Genomic DNA, 21,277 nt, shown 5'->3' on the forward strand with positions numbered 1-21,277 from the left:
GCCCCCTCGCGAGGGGCTGCTTAATCGACAAGGTCCCCCTAAGCTCTGCCGCCGCTGCAAACAGATGCTTCGGCGGTAACAAGTGATCGCTACCAAACTCAGCGTTTCAGGTTCTATCAACGCAACTCGATCATTGACCTGTTTCGCAAGCCCACTTCGATGACGACGAAATGTGAAGTCAACGCGTTTCTCGCCAATTGCCGTGGAGCTAGATTGCCACCAGCCTTTCGCGTATCAGGAACCAAAACTGCTTGCTGGCCTTCGAGTTCAAATTTCTCTCGTATCAGCGGTGCCGATAGCCTGGAGCAAGTCAGCAGCGACGGGTACCGATAGTTTGCGAATCCACACCAACTTCTTGAATCATTCGGCCGTACTGGGCTTCAATGATGCCCCCAGCGAAGTTGTCCTGCTCTCGGACGTCATAAGGCTTAGCAAATGCAAGCCACTCGGCACTGCGACGGTGTCGGTAGCGAGCAAGTCGTCAACTCCACTTCCACGGATTTGGGCGTCGACACGCAAGGATGATCCATCCAGCGAGGATTGAGAGATGGCACTTAAGGTCGACCACTATTTCTTCTGTTGGTGACGGGTTCCACAAAGTCTGCTTAGAGACTGCTGGAAAGACGATTGTGAGGAAGATGAATAATATCGCTGTAAAAAGATGAAACCCAATTACGCCGCCTGGGTTCGCTGCTCTTGGATCCATGATTATCTGCTTCTGCTGGTCCAAGGCGGATTCTGTGGACTTTGGATTGTTCGCTGGCGCTGGTTTGAAATCGATGCTCTCCGCGCGAGCCGTTTGAGCTTTATCAGCCAGTTCTTGAAACCGAAGGACGTCCTTCTGACTTAGTCCGGACCGATGAACGCCATTTACCGCGATGAGTTGTCCGTCGTCGTCGAGATGAAGAAGATGGCCGTTTACTTTGACTTTCATGTTTCGTCGTCTGAATCAAGAGAAATCTCAACATGTACTGCAGGAAATCAGTGCGCGTCAAAAATCTATTGAGAACCTCATCCAAGATCAACGAGGGTATGTTCCTAGTCCTGATTGTCCCTGGTCTTGACAGCACGACGATCGCACCAAAATTAGGCTGGAGCATCTGAATTGTGCCACCCATGAATCAAGCGATCGCTGCTGAGTTGCTAGCCTGCCGCTTGAGCATCGCGGCCGGCGCTCTTTGTGGGTAGCACCAAACCGTGCGTCCATGATGAGACAGTCGGTCTTTACGGCGAGGCCGTTCGATACGGGGCACGATTCCTGTGGTCGCGACGATTTTCTCCTCAGCAGATTGAACGACCAGCGGTTTTGGCTGGAGGGTTGTTCATGTTTCGTTCGCTGCCCGTCAAGGCAACATCGTTATGTTTCGTGACGTACCAATCCAACGACCTACTTACTCTGGTGGGTCCAGGAAGGCAACAAGGACCACCCTGATTTATTCGCCTAATTCCCCATGCTAGAATTCGGGGCTCTTTGTTTTTCGATGGGGTTAGGCATTGAACCGATTCAACTTTCACGATCATCTTCTTCGGCGGGATCACACGCTACACGGCGGAATCTTATTTGGCATCGAAGGCCATCGTATTGAGCTGCAGGGCCGAGCGACGAAGGTCTTACGATCACCTCGGCCGGTTGCAGAATGTGTCCAGGTGACCGGGATGACTCGCGGCCCCGTCATCGAGGCCGTGACGCGGATTAGTGGTGCATTTAGCAAGTTGGGAATTCCGAACTCGCCGGTCGAAATTCTGGTGAACCTGGCACCTGCCGCGCTGGAAAAGGGCGGTGCCTGGCTTGATTTGCCCTTGGCCGTGTTGATGCTTCAGGTCGCCGGCCTGCTGCCCGATTTACCGGAGGAGCAAGAGGATAAATTTGTCTTGTTCGGAGAGATCGGGATTCACGGCGGGCTCCGTCGCGTCCCCGGCGCGCTCTCACTTGCATTCAAAGCCCAAACCGGCCAGTCGTTGATCGTCCCCGGCGGCAATGAAAAGGAGTGTGCTCTGATTCTTGCGAAGCCTGGACATGAGGGCTGTGGAGTCTATCCAGCGGACACGCTGGAAGAAGTCCTCGAATTCTTCCGTGGCAAGAGCAAGTTGCGAAATGCATTGCGAGAGCCGATTCGATTTCAGCCCGTGATTGATAAGCCCGTCGACTTTGGGAAGATCCGTGGCCAAGAGGAAGCCAAGCGGGCAGCTGTCATCTCAGCAGCCGGCGGGCACAATTTGCTCCTGATCGGGCCGCCGGGCGAAGGGAAATCGCTACTCGCGTCAGCGATCCCCGGTATCTTGCCCCGATTGCGGGAATCCGAAATGGTTGAACTGACACGGATCTATTCAGCGGTCGGCTTGCTGGGTGACGACGGCAATGCGGTGACGCGACGACCGATTCGAAACGTGCATCACAGCGTCTCCATGCCTGCACTGGTCGGTGGAGGTTCTGGCGTCCCTCGTCCTGGCGAAATCACGCTCGCTCATCATGGCGTTCTATTCTTGGACGAGCTTCCGGAATTCTCTCGCCGCACCCTGGAAGCACTGCGGCAACCACTTGAGTCGGGAGTCGTTCAGATCACTCGTGTTCAAGCAAGCCTCGAGTTTCCCGCGCAATTCACACTTGTTGCCGCAATGAACCCTTGCCCGTGCGGATACGCCGGCAGCGAACGATGCACCTGTGCAGCCAAAGAAGTCGACAAGTACCAACAAAAGATCAGTGGACCGCTACTCGACCGAATTGATTTGCAAGTCGCGATGCGGCCGCTGACAACTGACGAACGCTTTGCCAAAACGAATGATGGTGAATCCAAGCGACTGCGGGCAGTCGTGCAAACAGCTCGCGACAAACAAACCAAACGATTCGCAAACACTTCGATCAGCTGCAACGCGGCGATCCCAGGTGGTGCAGTCGCGGATTACTGTGAGTTCTCAGAAGACGGATTCTCCGAATACAAGAGGGTGCTGGAAGAAAGTTCCGTGACCACCAGGACATCAGACCGACTCGCACGGGTCTCAAGGACGATTGCCGACCTTGAGGATCACAACCAGATTGAATCGTCGGATGTCTTGGAGGCAGAAAAGCTAATGATCAAGCTTGGTCAGGAATAACGAGGATGGATCCGTCGATGACAGAGGAAATGCTGGTCTTTATCTGCTCGTATTGCGAAAAGCCGATTCGGTATCAGGCGGCCCAACAAGGGCGTCGCGGCAAGTGCCCGAAGTGCGAAAAGCCTGTTGTGCTGGTCGACAACAAAAGCAAAGTCGCTGATGACGCTTTGTCGAGTTCCTGGTTCTATCAAAGAATGCGGCTTCTCCGCGGTCGCGAGGATGTCGGGCCGATCTCGGACCTTGAGTTTCTCGAGATGGTGAAAAAGGGGCACATTGCTGCGGGCGATGAAGTGAAGAGCCCCGAGTTGACCAAGGGGAAATGGGTCGAAGTCTCCAAATTGAAGCTCGCCGTCGTAAGCGAAAGGATCAACCAGCGTGACGCCGAAAGGAAGCGACGGACGAATGCGCAAATCCGTCAGCAAAAGGCTGATCAAGAAAACCGTGCGAAGCTGAAACGCGGGATTCGGTCCGCGATTGAATCCGGCCGCATTTCATCGCAACATCGACAGGCGATCGAAAACTTTGCTTTGGCAGCGGGGATTCCCGAAGACGAAGTGCAGGAGACGATCGCGTCTCAAAGCAAACAGCTCATCAGGGAGGTGTTTGAAGAAGCCTTGGAAGACGGAATTCTGGAACCAAGGGAAGAGCAACAGCTAAGCCAATTGGCGATATCGTTAGGCGTTGAACTGGAGTTTGCGAAGGAGGACGAACTTCGAATCTCGGTGTGTCGCTTGGCCTATGAATTGGATTCTGGGAACTTTGTCCCGCAAGATTCCGGTTCAGCTCCGTTCAAGATGGGAGCGAAGGAGGAGCTCTTGGCCCAATCCAAGGTCCACTGGCACGAGGTTGTGACGCTGAAGCGGCCAGCTGGCATTCCGCTGGGAGGTGACAACTACCTCAAGGAAATCGGATCTGGTGTTGCCTACCTGACCACAAAGCAAGTCTCGATGGTCGGTGCGCTTCAGTCAAAGAAGTTCACGTTGTCATCGGTGCAGCGCGTGACCCGGTACACCGACGGCGTCTTGTTTAATCGTTCCTCCGGGAAGAGCGTCTTTGTCAAAATGCCGATGGATTCTGAGGCACCGGCGAGATTCGCGTTGATTGCCGAACACGCATGCAGCGGTGAACCGGTGCTTGGCGTGATGCCATCAGCGGCATTCATTCCCAAGACCGCCACTGTCGATGCCGGCGCGACCGCTCCCAATCAGTCACAAAGGATCCAGCAATCGGGAACAGATCCCAGATACACGTTCCGAGTCGTAGGCGATTTCGTGGGAAATCGCGAGTCCTACATCCGCAAGCTCCGCCCAGGGGACCCAATTGTGCTCGTTCGGGAGCCAACAAACGAGCACGATCCGCATGCCGTCGCAGTCTACGATTCAACACAACACCAACTCGGCTACCTAAAACGCGATGTCGCCTATTGGTTCTCACCACTCCTGGGACGAAAGCCAGAAACAACGGCTCAGGTCCACTGCTTTTCGTCCGAAGGGTCATTGATCGTGGGCGTTTATCTATGACCAAACGCGGTTACTCGATCACCAACAGTCCACGTCGATACACAATGTACTGTCGCAGGCACAACCTGGCGGAAAAAAACGCTGTCGTTGAAACTGGAACAAAGCAATCAACCGAAGTCGGCCTCCGGAGCGTGCTAGACGCAAATTTACCGTTGCCGGTTGACGGAAGATGCTCAGGTGCAAGAACATTCCAGTCCCGTTCCCGTCAGCATCCTCAAAGCGGATACTGATCTTCAGTACGGGGCACGGAGCACGACGAGCACGACTGATTTAGGCCAGATGTGACCATTGGATTCCCGTTGACTATCACCTCCTACCATCCTCATGAGATACCCGCAACCAGATAACGAAGATGAGTTTGAGGACTTTTGCCTGCGTTTCTACCGGAAACATTTAGATCGTCAAAACCTGAAACGCTACGGGAAACGCGGTGAATCGCAGGATGGTGTGGACATTTTTGATCCGCTGTGTCTCAAACCAGCATCTGCCGTTCAATGTAAACATCACGAACCGTACAAAACGCTGCCTCCCCAGAAGATCAAAGATGAAGTTGCCAAAGCAGAAAACTTTCCGCATCCACTCAGCCACTACATAATTGCGACTACGGCCAAAAAAACCAAAAACGCACAGAATTGTATTGCAACACTGAACCGCCGAAAAACCAAGAAGTTCACGGTTGAGATTCACTTCTGGGAAGACATCTGCGAACTACTCTCCCAGTTTCACCGAGTTCAAGCGGAGATCATTGTCTATGGTCAAAGCATCCTTGCCGGTGCCATGGAGCAAATTCCGAGAGCACATCAAATAGCTCCACTCGTAGAGAAACTTTTGAAGGATCGCAGGCTCGATGCCGCGAAGTACGAGCTTGAAAAACTGGATGCACTCAATTCAACCGGAAACCTTTCTCTTGAGGACCAGTACCGCTACCTACGATTAAAAGGCAAGGTGGCGGTTGAAAACGGGCAGTACTCTGAAGCGGGCAAGTGTTTTCTTTCAGCGTTTGACAAGTCTCCAGACTCAGACGAAGCGAAGCAAAATCACGTATACGGTGTGTTCCTGCAAGGCAAGCCGAATGAGGCACACGAACTAGCGAGACAATATTTTGACGACGGTCTACGCAATGCCGTAATGGCAAGTCATCTTGTACATACTTGTTCGGCGACAATTGGTTCTCCGCTTTAGCGACAACTAGAATTCCCGATCACGAAGTCGATTTTTGTTTCGAACCCTTTCGTGATTGTCCAGCTGATTTGGTTTGCCTGGCGGTCTCCACGCGATAGCTCGGCACGTTCAACTCGATGATCACGCTGTGGTGAACCAATCGGTCGATCGCCGCGGCCGTCGTCATCGCATCTTTGAAAATTTGGTCCCACTTGCTGAACGCCAGGTTGCTCGTCAACAACACGCTGCCCCGTTCGTAGCGTTCCGCCAACAGCGTGAACAGCACCTCCATCTCCTCTCGATCCTGTTGCACGTAACCCAAGTCGTCGATCAGTAGACCTTCGTAGCGTGACAGCTTCTTGATGAACTTCTGCAACCGAAGATCCCGTTTGGCGATCAGCAACTGTTGCACCAGCAGGCTGCAAGTCGTCAGCAACATGCTTCGGCCTTGCTGCACGAGTTGATTCGCAAGTGCACAAAGCGCATGACTTTTCCCGGCACCGGGCCGCCCAAAAATCAGGACGTTCTCCCGACGGTCCAAGAACGATCCTTCCCGAAGACTTTCCAGTTGCCGCGTCACCGACAACGGCAAACGATCGAACTTGAATGTCTCCCAGGTCTTGCCCAACGGAAGTCGGGAATTCGTCATTAGACGCTTGATCCGACTCTCGTGGCGGGCCTGGCATTCCAGGTCCGTCAGTTCCGCCAGGTACTCGACATGGCTCAGGTCCTCCGCTGCCGCGCGGTCGGCCGACGATTGAAACTGGTCGCGAAACATCGGCAGTCGCAAGCTGCGGAACTGCTCGGTCAGGCGTTCCTCCATCGGGCCGCTGTCGACTTGCGCCGTCTCTGGCGGGGTCGTCTTGCAGGTCCGCTTTGATGGGGATTGGGTCGCCTTTGTTTGACGCTTGCTGGTGGTAGTAGGGCGGTTCATCGTTTGGACTCTCCTTGTCGAACGTGTGAAGTAATACATCAAAGTCGTTCAAGTCGGGCGGATCGACGTCGATGTCGGTCGCCGGCTTGATTTCGATCGCTTCGCGCACCATCTGCCGAATAAGCTCGACATCAATGGATTGCCCCGATTGGATTTGGTGACGCAGCGCATCCTGCACTGCGTCTTGGCTCTCGCGAGCCGCGATTTGCAGGAGCTGCAGGTAGTTTCGCACCGCAACCTTCCCGCTGTGAGCATCACACAACATGTCATACGCGATCCGAAAGTGACTCGTCGGGAACATGTCTTGCCGATACTTGTAGTTCTCAAATGCCCCCGGTTTGCGGACCAGTGAATCGATCACGTGGCGATAATTAATCGCCGAACCGCCGACACCGATCAGTCGAGGCATCCGCTGCACTTCAATGCCGTGGTGCGTTACATCGATCCATTCGGCACTGATCCTCACGTCGACCTTGTGCTTGATCAGACGACTGGGGACGGAGTAGACATTCTTCTTCACCTTGATCGTACTGCTACTGTCAACGGTGAGCCCCCGCTGGATGTCATCGGTATCGAGCCTGTGATCGGGAAGTCGGCTCAAATGCGACTGTTCGATTTCGAAACGGTCCTTGCGAGCGAGGTTGCTTCGCGTGATCAGAGCTCGCACGAAGTCCATGTAGGCTTTGCGGCTGGCGAAGTCGCGGCTGCCGCGTAGCAGCAGTGCTTGGTCGATTCGGTTCTTGAGATGACCGTGAGACGATTCGACATCACCGTTCTCGTTGGCGCAACGAACGTTGATCCGCTCCGGTTCGACTCTGTAATGATCCATCAATGCCGAATACCGCGCCGTGAGTTCCTTGCGTGATGAATGGTTGTTGACCGCGGCGCTGAGGCTGTCGGTGCGATGACGCTCGGGGACGCCACCGAATTCCCAGAACGCATTCTGGATGCCTTCGCTGAGTGCCTCGAATGATTCGGAGAAGCAGAGCGTGACGGACTCGACGTTGGAGTAGGTCAACACGCAGTGGTACAGCATGTGCTCAAAAGACACTCCCGCAATCGTGACATGAAGTTCGTTCATGACGGTGAAGTCACTCGCGGCAAGGCGAGCAGGGTGATGCTCTTGTGGAAACATGACCGGTTTTCCGGGGCCATGCATGCTGCGCCACTTCCTCACACGCCGTTCGAAAGTTCTGCGAGTCGAGTCCGGATAGAGGCCGGGATAGCAATCTTGCAGCCACTGGAAAAGGGTCTTCGCTTGGAGTCGAGGTTCGGCCTCGAGTTTGCGTTGCACCTCGTCCCAGACTCCGGCGAACGGGTCGATTCGAGTTCGGTACGTCCGCGGCTTCTTGCACTCCGAAGGGAGCCGGTCGTCGTCTCGATAATGCCTTGCTGTTTTCTCATCCATTTCAGTCATCCTTGACGAGGCGGCCAGCGACTTGCCTGATGCTAGCAACCGCCGCAGTTCTTTAACTTGTCCGTCCGTGACCATCGCAATCTCCGTGGAAACAAGGAGTTACGATGATGACCCGAATCCCAAAATCCGGGAATTCTAATTGTCGCTGGCCGAAAACAAGCCAACATGAGATCGCCTCAACCCGGGAAAGCTAATTGTCGGTAACCGGGAAAACCAATTGTCGCTAGACAATACTGCAGATTCATTGGAAGACGTCGACGCCTACCTTGCTGAAATTGAAACACTGGCTAAATCGGATGACAATTTATGTGTTGCACTTGCCTACAAATTTTCAGCGGGCAAACAATACGAGAAAGCGCGCGAGTTCACGGACCGTGCGTTGGAGATAGACTCCGAGTCTCCATACGCCTACCTCGCTGATGCCTGCATCGCTCACGAAGAGGCAATTCATGGTGCATGGCAGGCACGTCGCTCGAACCTCGAACTAGCGTTAAAACAGTATACAACGGCAATCGACCTTGCTACGGAACGCGACTGTCCGAATTTGCTCCCTGAGTCCTTCGCACACCGAGGGGCAGTGAATTTCCTTCTCGATAATCTGGATGCTGCAGCTTCCGACCATCAAAAAGCTGCTGCCTGTGAAACTCAATCATCCGGCTATGTTGCAAGGGCAGCATCGTTCTTTCTTCATACGAGAATGTACGAGGAAGCATGGAAGCTTCGTGACAAACTGGATCTCGACACTTTGGAAGGTGAGTTTCTTGCGGTTGGCATTGAGTACCACAATTCCGATGGCGAGACGAAGCGAGAGTGCATAAAGCAGATGCTTGAGCTCGCAAATCAGGAGTGGGAACGAAGTCTTGAGTGCCGATTCCATGCGATTCAATGGGCGATCGGGATCCAAGACTACGAACTTGGGAAGACATGCGTTACGGATGAATTTCTGAAGTCACATCCTTTGCAAGCACATACGTTACTGGGTTGGATTTACCAGGTAACCAACGAAATTGACAAGGCTAAACAAGAGACCTCTTTTGCGTTGGAGCAGAGCACGGAGTCAGTTCATCGCCAAGAGCTAGAGTTGCTCGCATCGCTCCTGTTCGAGTTGGAGCAGTTCCCGGAAGCAGCGATGATCTTCGAGCAGGTTGTGACGCCAGGAGTCTTTGATGACTCAATGAAGCAGTACCTGACTTGTGCTCAGCATCTGGAGCGACATGATTGGCTTTTGCGGATTTGTGGGGAGCTTCGTGAATCCGAAGCACAAGATGACAAAGTGCGAAAGCTTGAGTTGCAGGTGCTATCCCAGTATCTACCGCAAGATGCTTTTGAGTTAGCCGGTAGGCATATTAAAACGGCCGATGACCCTCGCTTCTTTGTCGCGTTTCGGAACCTCTTGGCAGTTCGGCTCGACCGTTTAGAACAGCTTGATCTTGACCCCGACAATCTTCCAAAACCCTCCGAAATCGAACCAATCGAGGCAGCGATTGTCACGATGCCATACATCGCTGGGGACAAGTTTGATCTCGCACTCGAATTCTTGTACGAACAACTCCGTCTGAATTTTGACAGCGAACATGCTCACGCGCAATACATCTTCTTCGTGCTCCAGCATGGTCAATACACAGGACTGGGGGTTGCCCCGGCTCGCATAGCAAAAGATACAGCCGTGCTCCTGAAAAAGGCAGGCAAGTCCGACCAGTGGATTACTTTTGAAAACGACCGGCCCAAGGCGAGCAGAGGTGAATTTGCTTCCGATAGCCCAATTGGTAAGACCTTGCTGGGCCGCGCTGTCGGTGATCACATCGAACTCCCTGGGTGTTTTCAAGAAGAAACTGCCGAAGTAGCCGAATTGCAGACAAAGCAGTTGCGGGCGTTTCAGGATTCAATCGGCAATTTCCGCAAGAGATTCCCCGACACGTCTTTGTTGCAGGAATTTTCAGGATTCAAAGACGATGGTCAGCTCAATTTTGAGCCACTCGTAAGCAATTTAGAGAAACGTCGTGATCACATCGACCACTGTATTCGAGCATACCGCGACGAGAGCTTAACGATCCACTTCCTGGCAGCTCAACTTGGTTTCAACTTACCGCAAGCCTTACAGACTTTGGCTGGTCATCCCGATGGGTGCGTCAAGTGTTCGCGGACTACTCCACACGAGTTTCACCAACTTTCCGAGAAGGGATTACAGCATTCCGCAATTGTGTTTGAGCTCACGGCGATCGCGACATGTTGGCATGCTGATGTGTGGGAAGACATGCCAATCGTTGATCGAATGATTGTTGCTCAGTCAACAGTCGAAGAGGTGGATCAATGGATAGATCGCGCAAAGGGAGATAAGGCGTCGAGCTACATGAATCTCAGTGAGGATGGCAAGCTTGTCATGACCGAGATTTCTGATGAAGAAAAACAATCACGAGTCGATGGTCTGCAAAAGATGCGCGATTGGATTGCTTCAAATTGCCATGTTCAGTCCTCTAGTTCTAGCGCGGCAATCGACCCAGGACGACGCAAGCTGTACCGTGTAGCAATTGGCTTTCATGGCTTGGACTCAATTTGCATCGCTAGCGATCTAGGAATTCCCATTTGGACCGACGACGCCGTGCTGGGGTTGATTGGCAAAGCCGACTTTGGTGTCGATTCGGTATGGACTCAACTCGTACTTAGTCAACAAGTGTTCGCTGGGAACTGCGATCAACAAACCTTCGATCGGCACACAGCAAAACTCGCATCGTGGGACTACACCCAACTCATCTGGCACGCTTCCACAGTTGTTGCAGCGGCAAAAGAATCTAAGTGGGATCCAAATCGCTGGCCATTAAAGCAGTGTTTGTCTTTGATCACCAACACAAATCACCCTCCAGTCCAAAGAGCACGTATTGTTGCCGATGCTCTCAAATTGCTGCGGCGATCAGATTGCCCTGACCTACTACAAAGCCGAGTAATTCAGGCGTTGCTGGATGCTTTGAACGATCCGGCGGGTGCAAGATATATCCTGCGCCAACTTGATTCTATATTTCGGGTTGATCCCTTTTCTGCCGACGCAATAGAAACTGAGATTCGCTATTGGCTAAGGCTGCGATAACATGAAACTCCGCATGAAAACGGACGAGGATAAGACTCTAGTCCTCAATCAAGCGAACGCTAGCGTGGATTTTGCGTGACGCTTTCGGATTTTTGAGGCGCAGCAGCACGCTTGGGAGCACTGCTCCTTATTGGAAATTCGCATGGTATCGTGCTCATAAATTCGCTTCTCTCGGGTTAGGCGTTAGCGGCGGTACCGAAGCATCCGGACTTCGGCTTCGTTGGTTTCGACGTGTCACGTTCGAAGCGGCATCGCAATATGGTCACTGAGTGTGAACAAGTTTTCGACGCCGAGACGGTATGTCAAAATCCGCAGCTTCAGTTGACGCGATGAGCGGATGACTTGGGCCGGAATCTGGATCAACGAAGTCAAGAACGTCGAGAACTCCATTTTGATCACACGATCACGAAGGCGTTTTCGCGTCTTTCTCTGCCCGGGATTCCCTTTGACGCGGACCATCATTCCACTCCAAAGCTTCAGCGTCCAGGCAAGAGAAGCAATCAACATGTACGCCCAGTTGCTTTCCAGCGAATCCAGCGGCGCGGTCAATGCGTGACTCGCCTTGAGCTGGCTAATCGTGTTTTCCTGATCACAGCGATTGTTGCCGTCTCCGATCAGTTCACGCGACTGTTTTTCTTCCTTTGGTTCGTTGCTGATGTAGAAGAAGTACTTTTCGGTGCTGAACAAGAATTGCTGCCCACTCGTGACGTCGATGTCTTTGCGAACGGCAACCATCCGGTAGGGACGCTTGCAATTGCCAGGCTGATACGGGAACTCGGCATAGCTTTCAGCACGCAGCTTCTTGTTCTCGTAGCCGTTTTCTACGACGATTTCCTCTTTGTAGTTGGGTCGTTTTGCACGCGGATTCTCAGAAGTCTTTTTCTGCCGCCGAAGCGGTTTCCATGCTGATTCGTCGAGGGAGTCGGCAATTGCGGTCAGTGTTTTGTTGGCGTCATAGCCAAACACGAAACGGACATCCTGCGCGTCCCATCGATCGAGATGTTGGGTTGACGAAAAGTCCGTGTCGCCACGCAACAGGATCTTTCGAAACCCAGCATTGCGACATAGTTCGATCGCCCTGTCAAAGTAGAACGATGAGCCTTCACCGCTCGGGCGATTGCCGCTGCGGTTGGCCAGGTACAGTAACTCGTTGGTTTCCGCGAGCGTAACGACCAGTGGATGGTAGCCCCATTGTCCTTTGTAGTTGATTCCGATGCCCTCTTTCTTTTCACCGCAAGTCTCGACCATCGTGCCATCGGCTTCAATGGTGGCCTGCTCGAAGAACGCATCGGATTGTTGTTTCCAAACCTTCTTGCGTGCCACGTTGATTCCCTGCATCAATAGCAGTAGCTTGAAGCCATCAAAACGACGGCAAAAGTCACCAGCAGTTGTCGGATCGGGAATCCGTTCAGCGCCCAGTGCGTCCAGATACGCCTCGTCGGTGCGGCGATGCTCCAAATGTTCGAGGCAGGTCCCACCGGCCAATAGATTCAGGGCAATGTTGAGCACGTGATCGGCTTCGTCGTACGGCGCGTGAAGCTTGAACACCGGTGCGGACTGGTTGATGTGCTTTCGCAATCCGAGTTGCTCGACAAGCTGCATGACCATGCCGATACCGCCACAGGAAACCGCCTCAACTTTCTCGGCCAGTTCGTACTTTGCCCGCAAGGGGCGAATCATGGGCGTATGTGTCTTACCCTTCTTCTTGTCGATACGTTGTAGAAGAACTCGCTTGCGGCGCAGCAACCGACGGCGTAAGTTGTCGTTCACTCGAAATCCTCCGTTGAGTGAGTGCGTTGAAGTTGTCGTTATCTCCAATACACCCGCAAAACGCCGAGGGTTTCGAGTTTTTTCAATTTTTCACCATCAAGCGTTCGCTTGATTGAGGTCTAGTAGCACTCCGCGCATTGACAATCGCCTACTCGGAGCGGGTGGGCAAAGTAGCGGATACGCTCCGGTGGCCGACACCGGTGCACTACTAGGTTTCCGTGCTTTTCTGGAATTTGATCCGAACGACTGCTGTTCAACAGATGTAATTGCGCGGCCGTTATTTCCAACAAAATCCCTCTCCGCTTGCTGACGCGGAGGGGGCGGGGTGGGGTTTGTAGGATTCGGGAGATGTGGACTTTGGTAAGCCTCTCTCTTTGAATCTTCAGGCCAATCTTATGCGTCGGGCTCTCTGCGGTGTCCTGCTTGTCGTTGTTGTTCTCTCTGCCGTCGGGTTTTCCGATGGGCCGATCCGGCGGCTGCTGTTTCGTAACGCGTCTGTTCCTCGGCAGGTGGAACGGAACGTCTGTACCGGACCGAATTGCTCAAGCGATTCGGTTGCGGAATCCGCGGAGGTGTCGCCGTGGGGTGTGGGTGAGTCGGTGCCGGCGGGCGCGGTGGTGATTGGCCCGTCATCGCCGCCGGCGATTTCGCGGACACAGACGGCGAGGTTTGCAACACCAGCGGGTTCAATGCCGTTTGATGCGGCGGAGAACTTGATTGAGACAGAGGCGTCGGATGGGTTTCGGCGGGCGGTGATCAACGCGTCTCGTGAGGCCAGACGGAGCGGGATGATCACGGTGCGTGACGCCGCGCTGCTTCGCGTCGCCTTGATCTCGCCCTCGTTCCGGCAAGCCGCCGAAGACCTTGCGGTGACGCAGATGGCCTTCTCCGGGGATCCCGCGGTGGATGATCTGCCGCGAAAGACGAGCGGGGAGATCGATCGCACTGCGATCGACTGGGAAGGCTTTGGGGCGTTCATGAAGGTGTTTATCCCATTGCTGATCGAATTGTTGATCGCCGTTGGTGTCGGGGCCTGAGCATGACCGAAACACTCGCTCTACCCGCGGACGTCGATCAGGCGTCGTATTCGAATGAACCGCTTGGACCGTCCAGCCGGGGCTGTTGCAAAGTCAGCAACGGAAACGTTTGCGGTTCGGGTTCCCTGGTCGGTGTTCGCAACGGCCGATCACTGATCCTGACCAATGCCCACGTCGCCGGCACGAAGCTGGGCAAGTCGATGCGGTGCACGTTCCCGCACGCCAACAACAAGACCGTGACCGCCACCGTGATCATGGCGGCCTACTCCGACCGGATCATGATGGACTGGGCCGTGCTGGAAGCGGATCGCAAGCTGGATCTGCCGCACGTGAAGCTGAGGAACCAAGTTCCCGAGGGTGAACACTATACCGGCGGGTATCCGCGCTGCCGCGGGCCGTATTACCAGCGGCTCGAAACGACTCGGATCACCCACAACGGGACCGTCTGGCGCTGGCAACCGATCAGCATCGGCGGACAGTCGGGCAGCGGTGTTCACAGCATCCGCGACAACCTGCAGTACGGATTGCTGACCTGGTCCTGGGGCGGCGACGGTGCCGGACAGACGATGCGTTCGGTCTGGCTGCAGTATGCCAACCGCGCGGCTGTTGGCTTTCCACGGCCGCATGATTTGGTCGAGCTGAGTGATCGTGCGGAGGATCTGGAAGAAGGGTTCTTTCAGCAGACGAATATCACGACGCTGCCGATCTGGGATCACCTGGATGACGGCGGTGATGATGAGCCGGATGACCCTGAGCCGAATCCGGAATTAGCCGAGTTTATGGTCAAGCAACTCGCCGAATGGCAATCGGAAGTTGCGAATGCGATGGAGCGGGTTCGGAAGTTTTTGCCAGAGGGGGGTGCAGACGACGGTGATGGGAACGATACCGGTCCGTTGTTTGGGTTGTGATTGCCAGCGGGAAGCGTAAGCGAGCGGCGCGTGGGATAGGCTTCCAGCCTGTCGGTGTTGGGATGACAGGCTGGAAGCCTATCCCACTGTTTGCAGACACGCGCCACTGGCTAACGCCATGTGCTGGGATGCATGCGGGATGTTTTTTGGGGATGCTAATTCAGGACGGAGCTTCAATTGATTAGCGAAAATGAACCACCCTCTGGCTGGCATTGGGTCGCGGTTACGCTGGCCGGGGCGGTCGCGGTGCTGTGGCGCGTTCTGGTTTCGTTCGTGAAATCCGACATGCAGAAGACTCAGCAAGAGCACACCAGCGCGATCGCGGAACTGAAGACCAGCAACGCTGACCTGAAGTCTCGATCCGACAAGTGCGAAGAGGATCGCGCCAACATTCGCGTCGAACTTGCCTCGGTCAAAACCGAACTTGAACTCATCAAGTCCAAGGAGTGATGCGATGAGCGAAACGCTGCAAACTGCAATCCGATCCGTTCCGGATTGGCGCACGATGACGCCGGCCGAACTGCAGGCGGCGTTGACTGCCGTGACGCACGAAAAGAAACCCGAGAGCGAACGACGGTGGTCGATCGCGGGGATTTCGCGTGTGTTTGGTGCTGCAGTCGGCGAAGCGGTCTATCAGGCAATCCTCGCCGCGGGACTGACCGGCAATGCGGCTCGGTTTGCTGCGCTGGGTCTGGATGCGACCGATCCCCAGTGGTTGGCGATGGCTGACCAGTTGATCGTCTCGCCGGAACTGGCCGCCATCCCCGAATCGACGAAACAGCAACTGAAATGGATCGGCCACCAAGAAACCCGACTCTGGTCCGATCCGGTCACGCTGGATGAAATTAGAACCGCGAAAGTCGAGCTGATCGCCTCCGAGGATCGCTATGCGGCGTTTGCATCCATCGTCGCGCGGGCGAATGCCGCGGTTGGGGTGGCCGAGCTTGCGCTGAAAGCGAAAGCGTCACCGGCCAAGATTCTGTCCGACGCGGGAGACGCGTGGAATGACGTTTGAGGCACGCATCAACTTCCGCGAAACCGCCGGTCACGTCGCTGATCACGCCGGGGAAACCTACTGCCTGGGTTCCGACTATTTATCGACCGATGCCTATCCCGTTTCGCGAGATGGGTTGACCTTTGGCCACGAGGACAGCGGCGGAGTCTACACAACGGCTCGGCAAGGGTCTGACCTGGGAAGCCCGTACAACGCCGATCCGAACACGGCCGGCAGCGTGCGCTATAACTCTGGGAATTTCTTTGATTCGTTTCGGCTGGATCTTCCCCACACGGGAGTGTTTGCGATTCGCATCATCGCTGCCCGCCCTGACCTCGGATTCACCGACGGCTATTTCCGGCTGTACGACGGCGAGACGCTCGTGTACTCGGTGCCGACGACATTGGCCAACCACACGGTCGGCAACGTCACCGACATCATGGGCCGGCAAGTACATCACGCGACCGCGTCGGCGGCCGGCGGATTCAACGGATCGGTCTTTGTTCACGACTTTGCCTCGACCACGCTGCGATTGATCGCCACCACCGACGACTACCTTTCCTATCTGGAGGTGATCGAACAGGCCTTCCGCCCAGCCATCAAGGTGGGGCCTCCCGATGCCAACCGTAATGACTTTGGCGGCGACGTCGGCTATCGGTTCACTCCGGTGCGTGACATTAGCGTGACACATCTGGGACGGCCGACCGACGCTTCGGCGGGCATGGCACAAGATCATGAAATCATGGTCTGGCGTGACAGTGATGCGGCACAGGTGACATCGTGCACGGTGACGCCGGCCAGTACGCTGCTGAACGGGCATTACATTGAGCCCTGCACGCCAGTCACGCTGACCGCCGGCACCGCGTACAGGGTGTCGAGCTCGGAATTCGTGGGTGGCGACAGCTGGATCAACGATTACGCCGTTGCCGATTTCGACGCGTCGATGATGTCCATCGCCGGACGCTGTTACTCGGTCACGCCAGGCAGTTTCCCGAGTGCGGCCGGAGGCGCGGCGGGCAGCGGGTACGTCCACCAGAACTTGTACGAAACGATCGGCGGCGCGGCCCCCTCGTCGTTGCTGAAGATGATGGTGCACCACGGATGAGGCAAGTCACCCACGGCAGCGCCGATCAGTCGGTCTATCTGCAATTTCTTGACACGAACGGGCTGGCGTTGAGTCCAGCACCCACGTCTGCATCGGCCGGCATTGAAATCTGGTATCGGCGTCAGGGCGGCTTGAAAATCACGCTAAGCCTGGCCGACCTGTCAGCGGTCGATGATGCTCACAGCGACGGTGGGATGCTGCACATCTCCGATGGTGTTGTCCGTGTCGACATGCCCGACGCCGCTTTCGCCGCGGGTGCCTCCGAAGTCTTGTTCGGCGGCTCGATCGACGGCGGGGTGGTCGTGAAGGAGACGATCGGGCTGATCGGTCACGACAACCAATCCGTTTACATTCCGTCACTGGCGTCGAACATGCGCGGAACCGACGGAGCGGCGCTGGCGTCCGCTTGGACGGCGACTCGTGCCGGATACATCGACTACCTGTCGGCCGGCCCGATCGCGACTCAGGCCAGTGTGGACAGCATTCAAAACTCCGTCCGGTCTTCGTTGGTCCTCCCGAAAGAATATCCACTCCCTGAGAGCGGAGCCCAGCGATTTCGCATCGATCTGTGGATCTACTCGCCCGACGACGTGGGGATGGAGGATCCCGACGGGAATCTTGTCACGATCACGGTCAAGAACGCGGCCGGAGTCGATCGCTCGGGAAACCTGTACACGGTCGCATCGGGCGGCTTTCCCACGTCGTTCATGGCCCGCGACGGTGTTGGACAATTCCACGCGTATTTCGAGATCGATAGCGGCGATCCGCTTGAGCAGCTGAATTTCAAGGTCACCTACAGCGAAGATGGAAATTCGATGGTCGACGGAAACTCCACCGTCGTTGTCGCCGCCCCCAGTAACGACGGCGCGACGGTCAGCGGATTCGACATCGCGGCGCTGAAGCAGTTGTTCAACGTCAACGTCGATGAAACGGCGGTATCGGGATCGGTCGTCCAAGCCTCGCAGGGGGCTGCCGGCGGGGATGTCAGCGTCGATTCCTTCACCGCCAACGCGCTGCAGCAGCTGTCGGCGATCAAAGTTGTGTTGATGTCGTTGCTAGATCCGAAATCCAAGACATTGGTTCTGGTGCAGAACAAGGACTACACGTCGACCTCCGCAATCGGGCCGGTGCGGATCCAGATCGACCAGCCGGGTATTGCCGCCGGCGATGCCGTGCGATTGGGGATGACCTTGCCCGGCGGCGTGACGCGTGATGTAACCGGCACAGTGGTCGATGACGCCGGAACGCTGTACGGCCAGATCGAGCTGAACAAAGTCGAACATACGAACCTGCCGGCGGACAATTACGGCAAATACGAATTCGAACACATCAACGGGTCGGGTGAAGTGTCACCACTGCTGGCTGATCAGCGACTGGTCGTCTTGGCATCCCACCCGAATTGATCCCAGGCAGCGAATGATGGATGTCAGACCACGATCCAACCCACGTCCTTGCGGAGACGATTTCGGATGCTGCGAAGGCGATCGGTGTTCATGAACGGACGCTCAAGAGTTGGCTGGCCGAGGGCGCACCGGCGAAGACCGACGCCGGCTACGACATCGAAGCGATCAAGACATGGAGAAAACTGAACCGCAAGTCATCGGAACTTGAACTCGCGGATCCCGACGAATTCAAGTTTCGCATGGCGATGGCGAAGCTGAAGGAACAAGAGGGCAAGGCCGACAAGGTCAGCTCCGAAGCGGTCATCACGGAATTCAAACGGCAGTTGCTTTCCGAAGGTTTGGTGCACAAATCTGCCGTAAACAACTATTTGGCGAGGGTGTTGTCGACGTGTCGAAATCAGATCCAAAAAATCCCCGCTCAATTGGCCGCCGGCTATGCCCCTGAGATTCAACGGGAACTGGAACGTGACTGTGCTCAACGCATTGATATTGTCCTGCGTGCTCTGCGCACCCAGCTCGCCGATCTTCGCGAGATCGAACATGACGATTGAAGTGGAACCGTTTGTGCCCGACGACCGGACACTCGATTGCATCCTTCCCGTCGAGGCGATCAACACGTGGGAGTGGATGAAGGAGAACAGCTACACCAAGAAGGGCATCCCGTTCAACTACTTTGACTATCCCTGGGTGAAAGGGATCGCGGAGGCCTGGGACAATCCCAACGTCAAACGGATCTTCTTCATGGCCGGCAGCCGGCTGGGGAAGACCGAAGACGGGTTGTCGTTCATGCACGCGGCACAAGACCACAATCCTGACGTCGGGATGATCATCGGCCCGGACCAGAAGATCGTCGAAGAAACGATCGGGGACCGGTTTTGGCCGATGCTGGAGAAGTCGCCAAAAACCCGTGGGTTGTGCCCGCACGTGGCTCGGCGTGCCAAACAGAAGGTCAAAACGTCAACCTTCACGATCTACGGGGCGTGGTCGGGATCCGCGTCGACCCTCGGCGACAAGGACCCGCGCTACATCGCGATGTTCGAAGTCGACAAGTACACCAAGGACAAGTCAGAAGAGGCGGATCCGTTCCTGTTGGCGATGGCGCGTGGCGAAGAGATCCCGGACCGAAAATTGTACGCCGAATCGACGCCGACGATCGAGGGCCAATCGCGGATCGGCAAGCACGTTGCGATGGCGACCAATCGTCGCTTTCACGTCCCCTGTCCGCACTGCGGCCATCACCAGGAATTGGTCTGGAATGAGGGCACGGACCGCTCGGCCGGCGGGTTGTGGTGGGACCGCGACGAGAACGGGGATTCCAACCCGAACATCGCCGCGAGAACGGCTGTGTACGTCTGCGAAGAATGCGGCGAAGACATCCGCGAGGAGCAGCGCCGCGAAATGATTCGCAAGGGCGTCTGGTGCGCCGAAGGCCAGTACGTCGATGCATCAGGTCAGTTGATCGGAACGCCGACCAACGACGGGCCCGACGAGTCGTTTCAGCTGTCCCGGCTGTACGGCCCGACGTTTTCGTTTTCCGACAACGCTCGGGCGTACGTCGAATCGAGGGGCGATTCGGAGGCCGAGCGGTCGTTCGAGAACAACTCGCGGGGAATGCCCTGGGTTCCGCTGGTGGTTCAGATGAAGTCCGAAGAGCTGGCCCAGCGGCTGTGTGTCGGCAACTGGGACGTGGGAACGGTACCGAAGCCGGTGGTTTTCGTCACGACGGCGGTCGACGTCCAGCTGGACCATTTTGTCGTGGGCACCTTTGGCTGGGACCGGGACAAGATCGGGTATCTGATTCAACACGGAACGGTGCCGAGCTGGAGCGACGTCGCGACCTGGCTGCAGACGCCGTGGCCACACGAAGACGGCCATCCGATCCACAGCCTGATGAACCTGATCGACTCCAAGGACGGGAACCGTCAAGAAGAAGTGTTTTCGTTCTGCATGTCGGTGAACCAGCCGCGCAGTCCTTGGGTTTGGCCGTTGGAGGGAGCCCGATACGGCAACATGGGGATCAAGATGTTCGGCAAGCGGGAGCTTGAGAACCGTTTCGGCGGAAGCAATTCAAAGAACCCCAATGAAATCTCCGGGCTGCAGTGCATCCAGGTCAATACGATGGTGACGCAAAACTGGTTGGACAACGCGATGGTCCGCCGGCTGCCGGGCGACCCGATGTCGATCATGCTGCCACGTCAGGTGGTCGGTGACCTCGATCTGTTCGATCAGCTTCTCAACGAGCGCTACAACCCACTCGAAGGCAAGCACGTCCGGATCGACGAATCAACGATCCCGGTCGACTTCCGCGACGTGTTCCGCTATGCGCGGACCGCGGCCGAAGTGTTCACCAACAGCAAGTGGGAGCGTCAACCCAAAGAGCGCCGCTTCCCGACCGAGAACCTGGACCAGCGGCTGCAGCGCCAAACCAAGCTCGCGTCATCCCCGAAACAGCAACCCGCCACGAAGCCATCCTCACCCGGTTTCGTCCGCAAGTCAAACACTCAAGGCCGTTTCATCCGGAGGCGAAGATCATGAGCGACGACCTATGCCCAGTCTGTCAAAAAGGAACCCTGCGAGTCGAAACGACCCGCGTCAACCGCAAGTTCAACACACGGACTCGGTACTACCGATGTGGCAATTGCGGGTACCGCCCGGAGCGGAAGAGTGTGGTGTCGCTTGACGTCGCTCCGGTGCGGATCGCGATGAGGAAATCGTGGTTGGGGCGGAAGGGGCGTGGGTAGAAGTGACTTTGCTGGGTGGAAAACTCAGTCGCGATTCGCAACTGCCCCCTTCTTTGCTCGAAAAGAGTCCTGACACCTTAGTTTTGACCTGACACCTTAGTTTTGACACCTT

General features: G+C 55.7%; 16 protein-coding genes and 1 pseudogene. 13 read left to right on the forward strand and 4 right to left on the reverse strand.

Annotated elements, in window-relative coordinates:
• Positions 1-481: 481 nt before the first annotated feature.
• Positions 482-934, reverse strand: a complete 453-nt coding sequence (locus TBK1r_RS18855) for a hypothetical protein (protein ID WP_145213951.1) — start codon at positions 932-934, stop codon at positions 482-484.
• Positions 935-1,647: 713 nt separating this feature from the next.
• On the opposite strand from TBK1r_RS18855, the gene TBK1r_RS18860 reads away from it, so the two are divergent.
• The 3 genes from TBK1r_RS18860 to TBK1r_RS18870 all read left to right on the forward strand — a co-directional run bounded on the left by TBK1r_RS18860 (position 1,648) and on the right by TBK1r_RS18870 (position 5,795).
• Positions 1,648-3,093 (forward strand): YifB family Mg chelatase-like AAA ATPase, encoded by a 1,446-nt coding sequence (locus TBK1r_RS18860; RefSeq protein ID WP_419580136.1) that lies wholly within the window; start codon positions 1,648-1,650, stop codon positions 3,091-3,093.
• A 17-nt stretch (positions 3,094-3,110) separates the two neighbouring features.
• Positions 3,111-4,613 carry an HIRAN domain-containing protein gene (locus TBK1r_RS18865; RefSeq protein ID WP_419580137.1) on the forward strand — a complete coding sequence of 501 codons (1,503 nt, stop codon included), beginning with the start codon at positions 3,111-3,113 and terminating at the stop codon, positions 4,611-4,613.
• Between the two features lie 324 nt (positions 4,614-4,937).
• Positions 4,938-5,795: a tetratricopeptide repeat protein gene (locus TBK1r_RS18870; RefSeq protein ID WP_145213960.1), complete on the forward strand. Its 858-nt coding sequence runs from the start codon at positions 4,938-4,940 to the stop codon at positions 5,793-5,795.
• A gap of 19 nt (positions 5,796-5,814) precedes the next feature.
• Here the strand turns inward: TBK1r_RS18870 and istB are convergent, their stop codons facing one another.
• Positions 5,815-6,708 (reverse strand): IS21-like element helper ATPase IstB, encoded by an 894-nt coding sequence (gene istB / locus TBK1r_RS18875; protein ID WP_419580138.1) that lies wholly within the window; start codon positions 6,706-6,708, stop codon positions 5,815-5,817.
• A 397-nt stretch (positions 6,709-7,105) separates the two neighbouring features.
• Positions 7,106-8,200 (reverse strand): annotated as a pseudogene (gene istA / locus TBK1r_RS18880) (IS21 family transposase); the annotation flags it as partial.
• Positions 8,201-8,369: 169 nt separating this feature from the next.
• Here istA and TBK1r_RS18885 point away from each other — a divergent pair.
• A complete protein-coding gene (locus tag TBK1r_RS18885; protein ID WP_145213963.1) occupies positions 8,370-11,207 on the forward strand; it encodes a PIN domain-containing protein in 2,838 nt (945 codons plus the stop codon).
• A gap of 234 nt (positions 11,208-11,441) precedes the next feature.
• On the opposite strand, the gene TBK1r_RS18890 is transcribed toward TBK1r_RS18885, so the two are convergent.
• The gene (locus TBK1r_RS18890) at positions 11,442-12,977 is read right to left on the reverse strand and encodes an IS1380 family transposase (protein ID WP_145207156.1); all 1,536 of its coding nucleotides are present in this window, start codon (positions 12,975-12,977) and stop codon (positions 11,442-11,444) included.
• Positions 12,978-13,372: 395 nt separating this feature from the next.
• Here TBK1r_RS18890 and TBK1r_RS18895 point away from each other — a divergent pair, with 395 nt between their 5' ends.
• The 9 genes from TBK1r_RS18895 (at position 13,373) to TBK1r_RS18935 (ending at position 21,165) form a co-directional block, all read left to right on the forward strand.
• Complete coding sequence (locus TBK1r_RS18895; protein WP_145213966.1) at positions 13,373-14,014, forward strand: hypothetical protein; 642 nt, start codon at positions 13,373-13,375, stop codon at positions 14,012-14,014.
• Between the two features lie 2 nt (positions 14,015-14,016).
• Positions 14,017-14,922: a S1 family peptidase gene (locus TBK1r_RS18900; RefSeq protein WP_145213969.1), complete on the forward strand. Its 906-nt coding sequence runs from the start codon at positions 14,017-14,019 to the stop codon at positions 14,920-14,922.
• A gap of 177 nt (positions 14,923-15,099) precedes the next feature.
• A complete protein-coding gene (locus TBK1r_RS18905; protein ID WP_145213972.1) occupies positions 15,100-15,372 on the forward strand; it encodes a hypothetical protein in 273 nt (90 codons plus the stop codon).
• A gap of 4 nt (positions 15,373-15,376) precedes the next feature.
• Positions 15,377-15,937, forward strand: a complete 561-nt coding sequence (locus TBK1r_RS18910; RefSeq protein ID WP_145213975.1) for a hypothetical protein — start codon at positions 15,377-15,379, stop codon at positions 15,935-15,937.
• The gene (locus TBK1r_RS18915) at positions 15,927-17,021 is read left to right on the forward strand and encodes a hypothetical protein (RefSeq protein WP_145213978.1); all 1,095 of its coding nucleotides are present in this window, start codon (positions 15,927-15,929) and stop codon (positions 17,019-17,021) included. The genes TBK1r_RS18910 and TBK1r_RS18915 overlap by 11 nt, the downstream gene beginning before the upstream one ends.
• Complete coding sequence (locus TBK1r_RS18920; RefSeq protein ID WP_145213981.1) at positions 17,018-18,424, forward strand: hypothetical protein; 1,407 nt, start codon at positions 17,018-17,020, stop codon at positions 18,422-18,424. The genes TBK1r_RS18915 and TBK1r_RS18920 overlap by 4 nt, the downstream gene beginning before the upstream one ends.
• Before the next feature lie 20 nt (positions 18,425-18,444).
• Positions 18,445-18,975 (forward strand): MerR family transcriptional regulator, encoded by a 531-nt coding sequence (locus TBK1r_RS18925; RefSeq protein ID WP_145213984.1) that lies wholly within the window; start codon positions 18,445-18,447, stop codon positions 18,973-18,975.
• Positions 18,965-20,959 carry a terminase gpA endonuclease subunit gene (locus TBK1r_RS18930; RefSeq protein ID WP_419580139.1) on the forward strand — a complete coding sequence of 665 codons (1,995 nt, stop codon included), beginning with the start codon at positions 18,965-18,967 and terminating at the stop codon, positions 20,957-20,959. Before TBK1r_RS18925 ends, TBK1r_RS18930 begins: the two co-directional genes overlap by 11 nt.
• A complete protein-coding gene (locus TBK1r_RS18935) occupies positions 20,956-21,165 on the forward strand; it encodes a hypothetical protein (RefSeq protein ID WP_145213990.1) in 210 nt (69 codons plus the stop codon). Before TBK1r_RS18930 ends, TBK1r_RS18935 begins: the two co-directional genes overlap by 4 nt.
• The last annotated feature ends 112 nt before the right edge of the window (positions 21,166-21,277 follow it).

It is taken from the genome of Stieleria magnilauensis, from assembly GCA_007753675.1.
Taxonomy (GTDB): domain Bacteria; phylum Planctomycetota; class Planctomycetia; order Pirellulales; family Pirellulaceae; genus Stieleria; species Stieleria magnilauensis.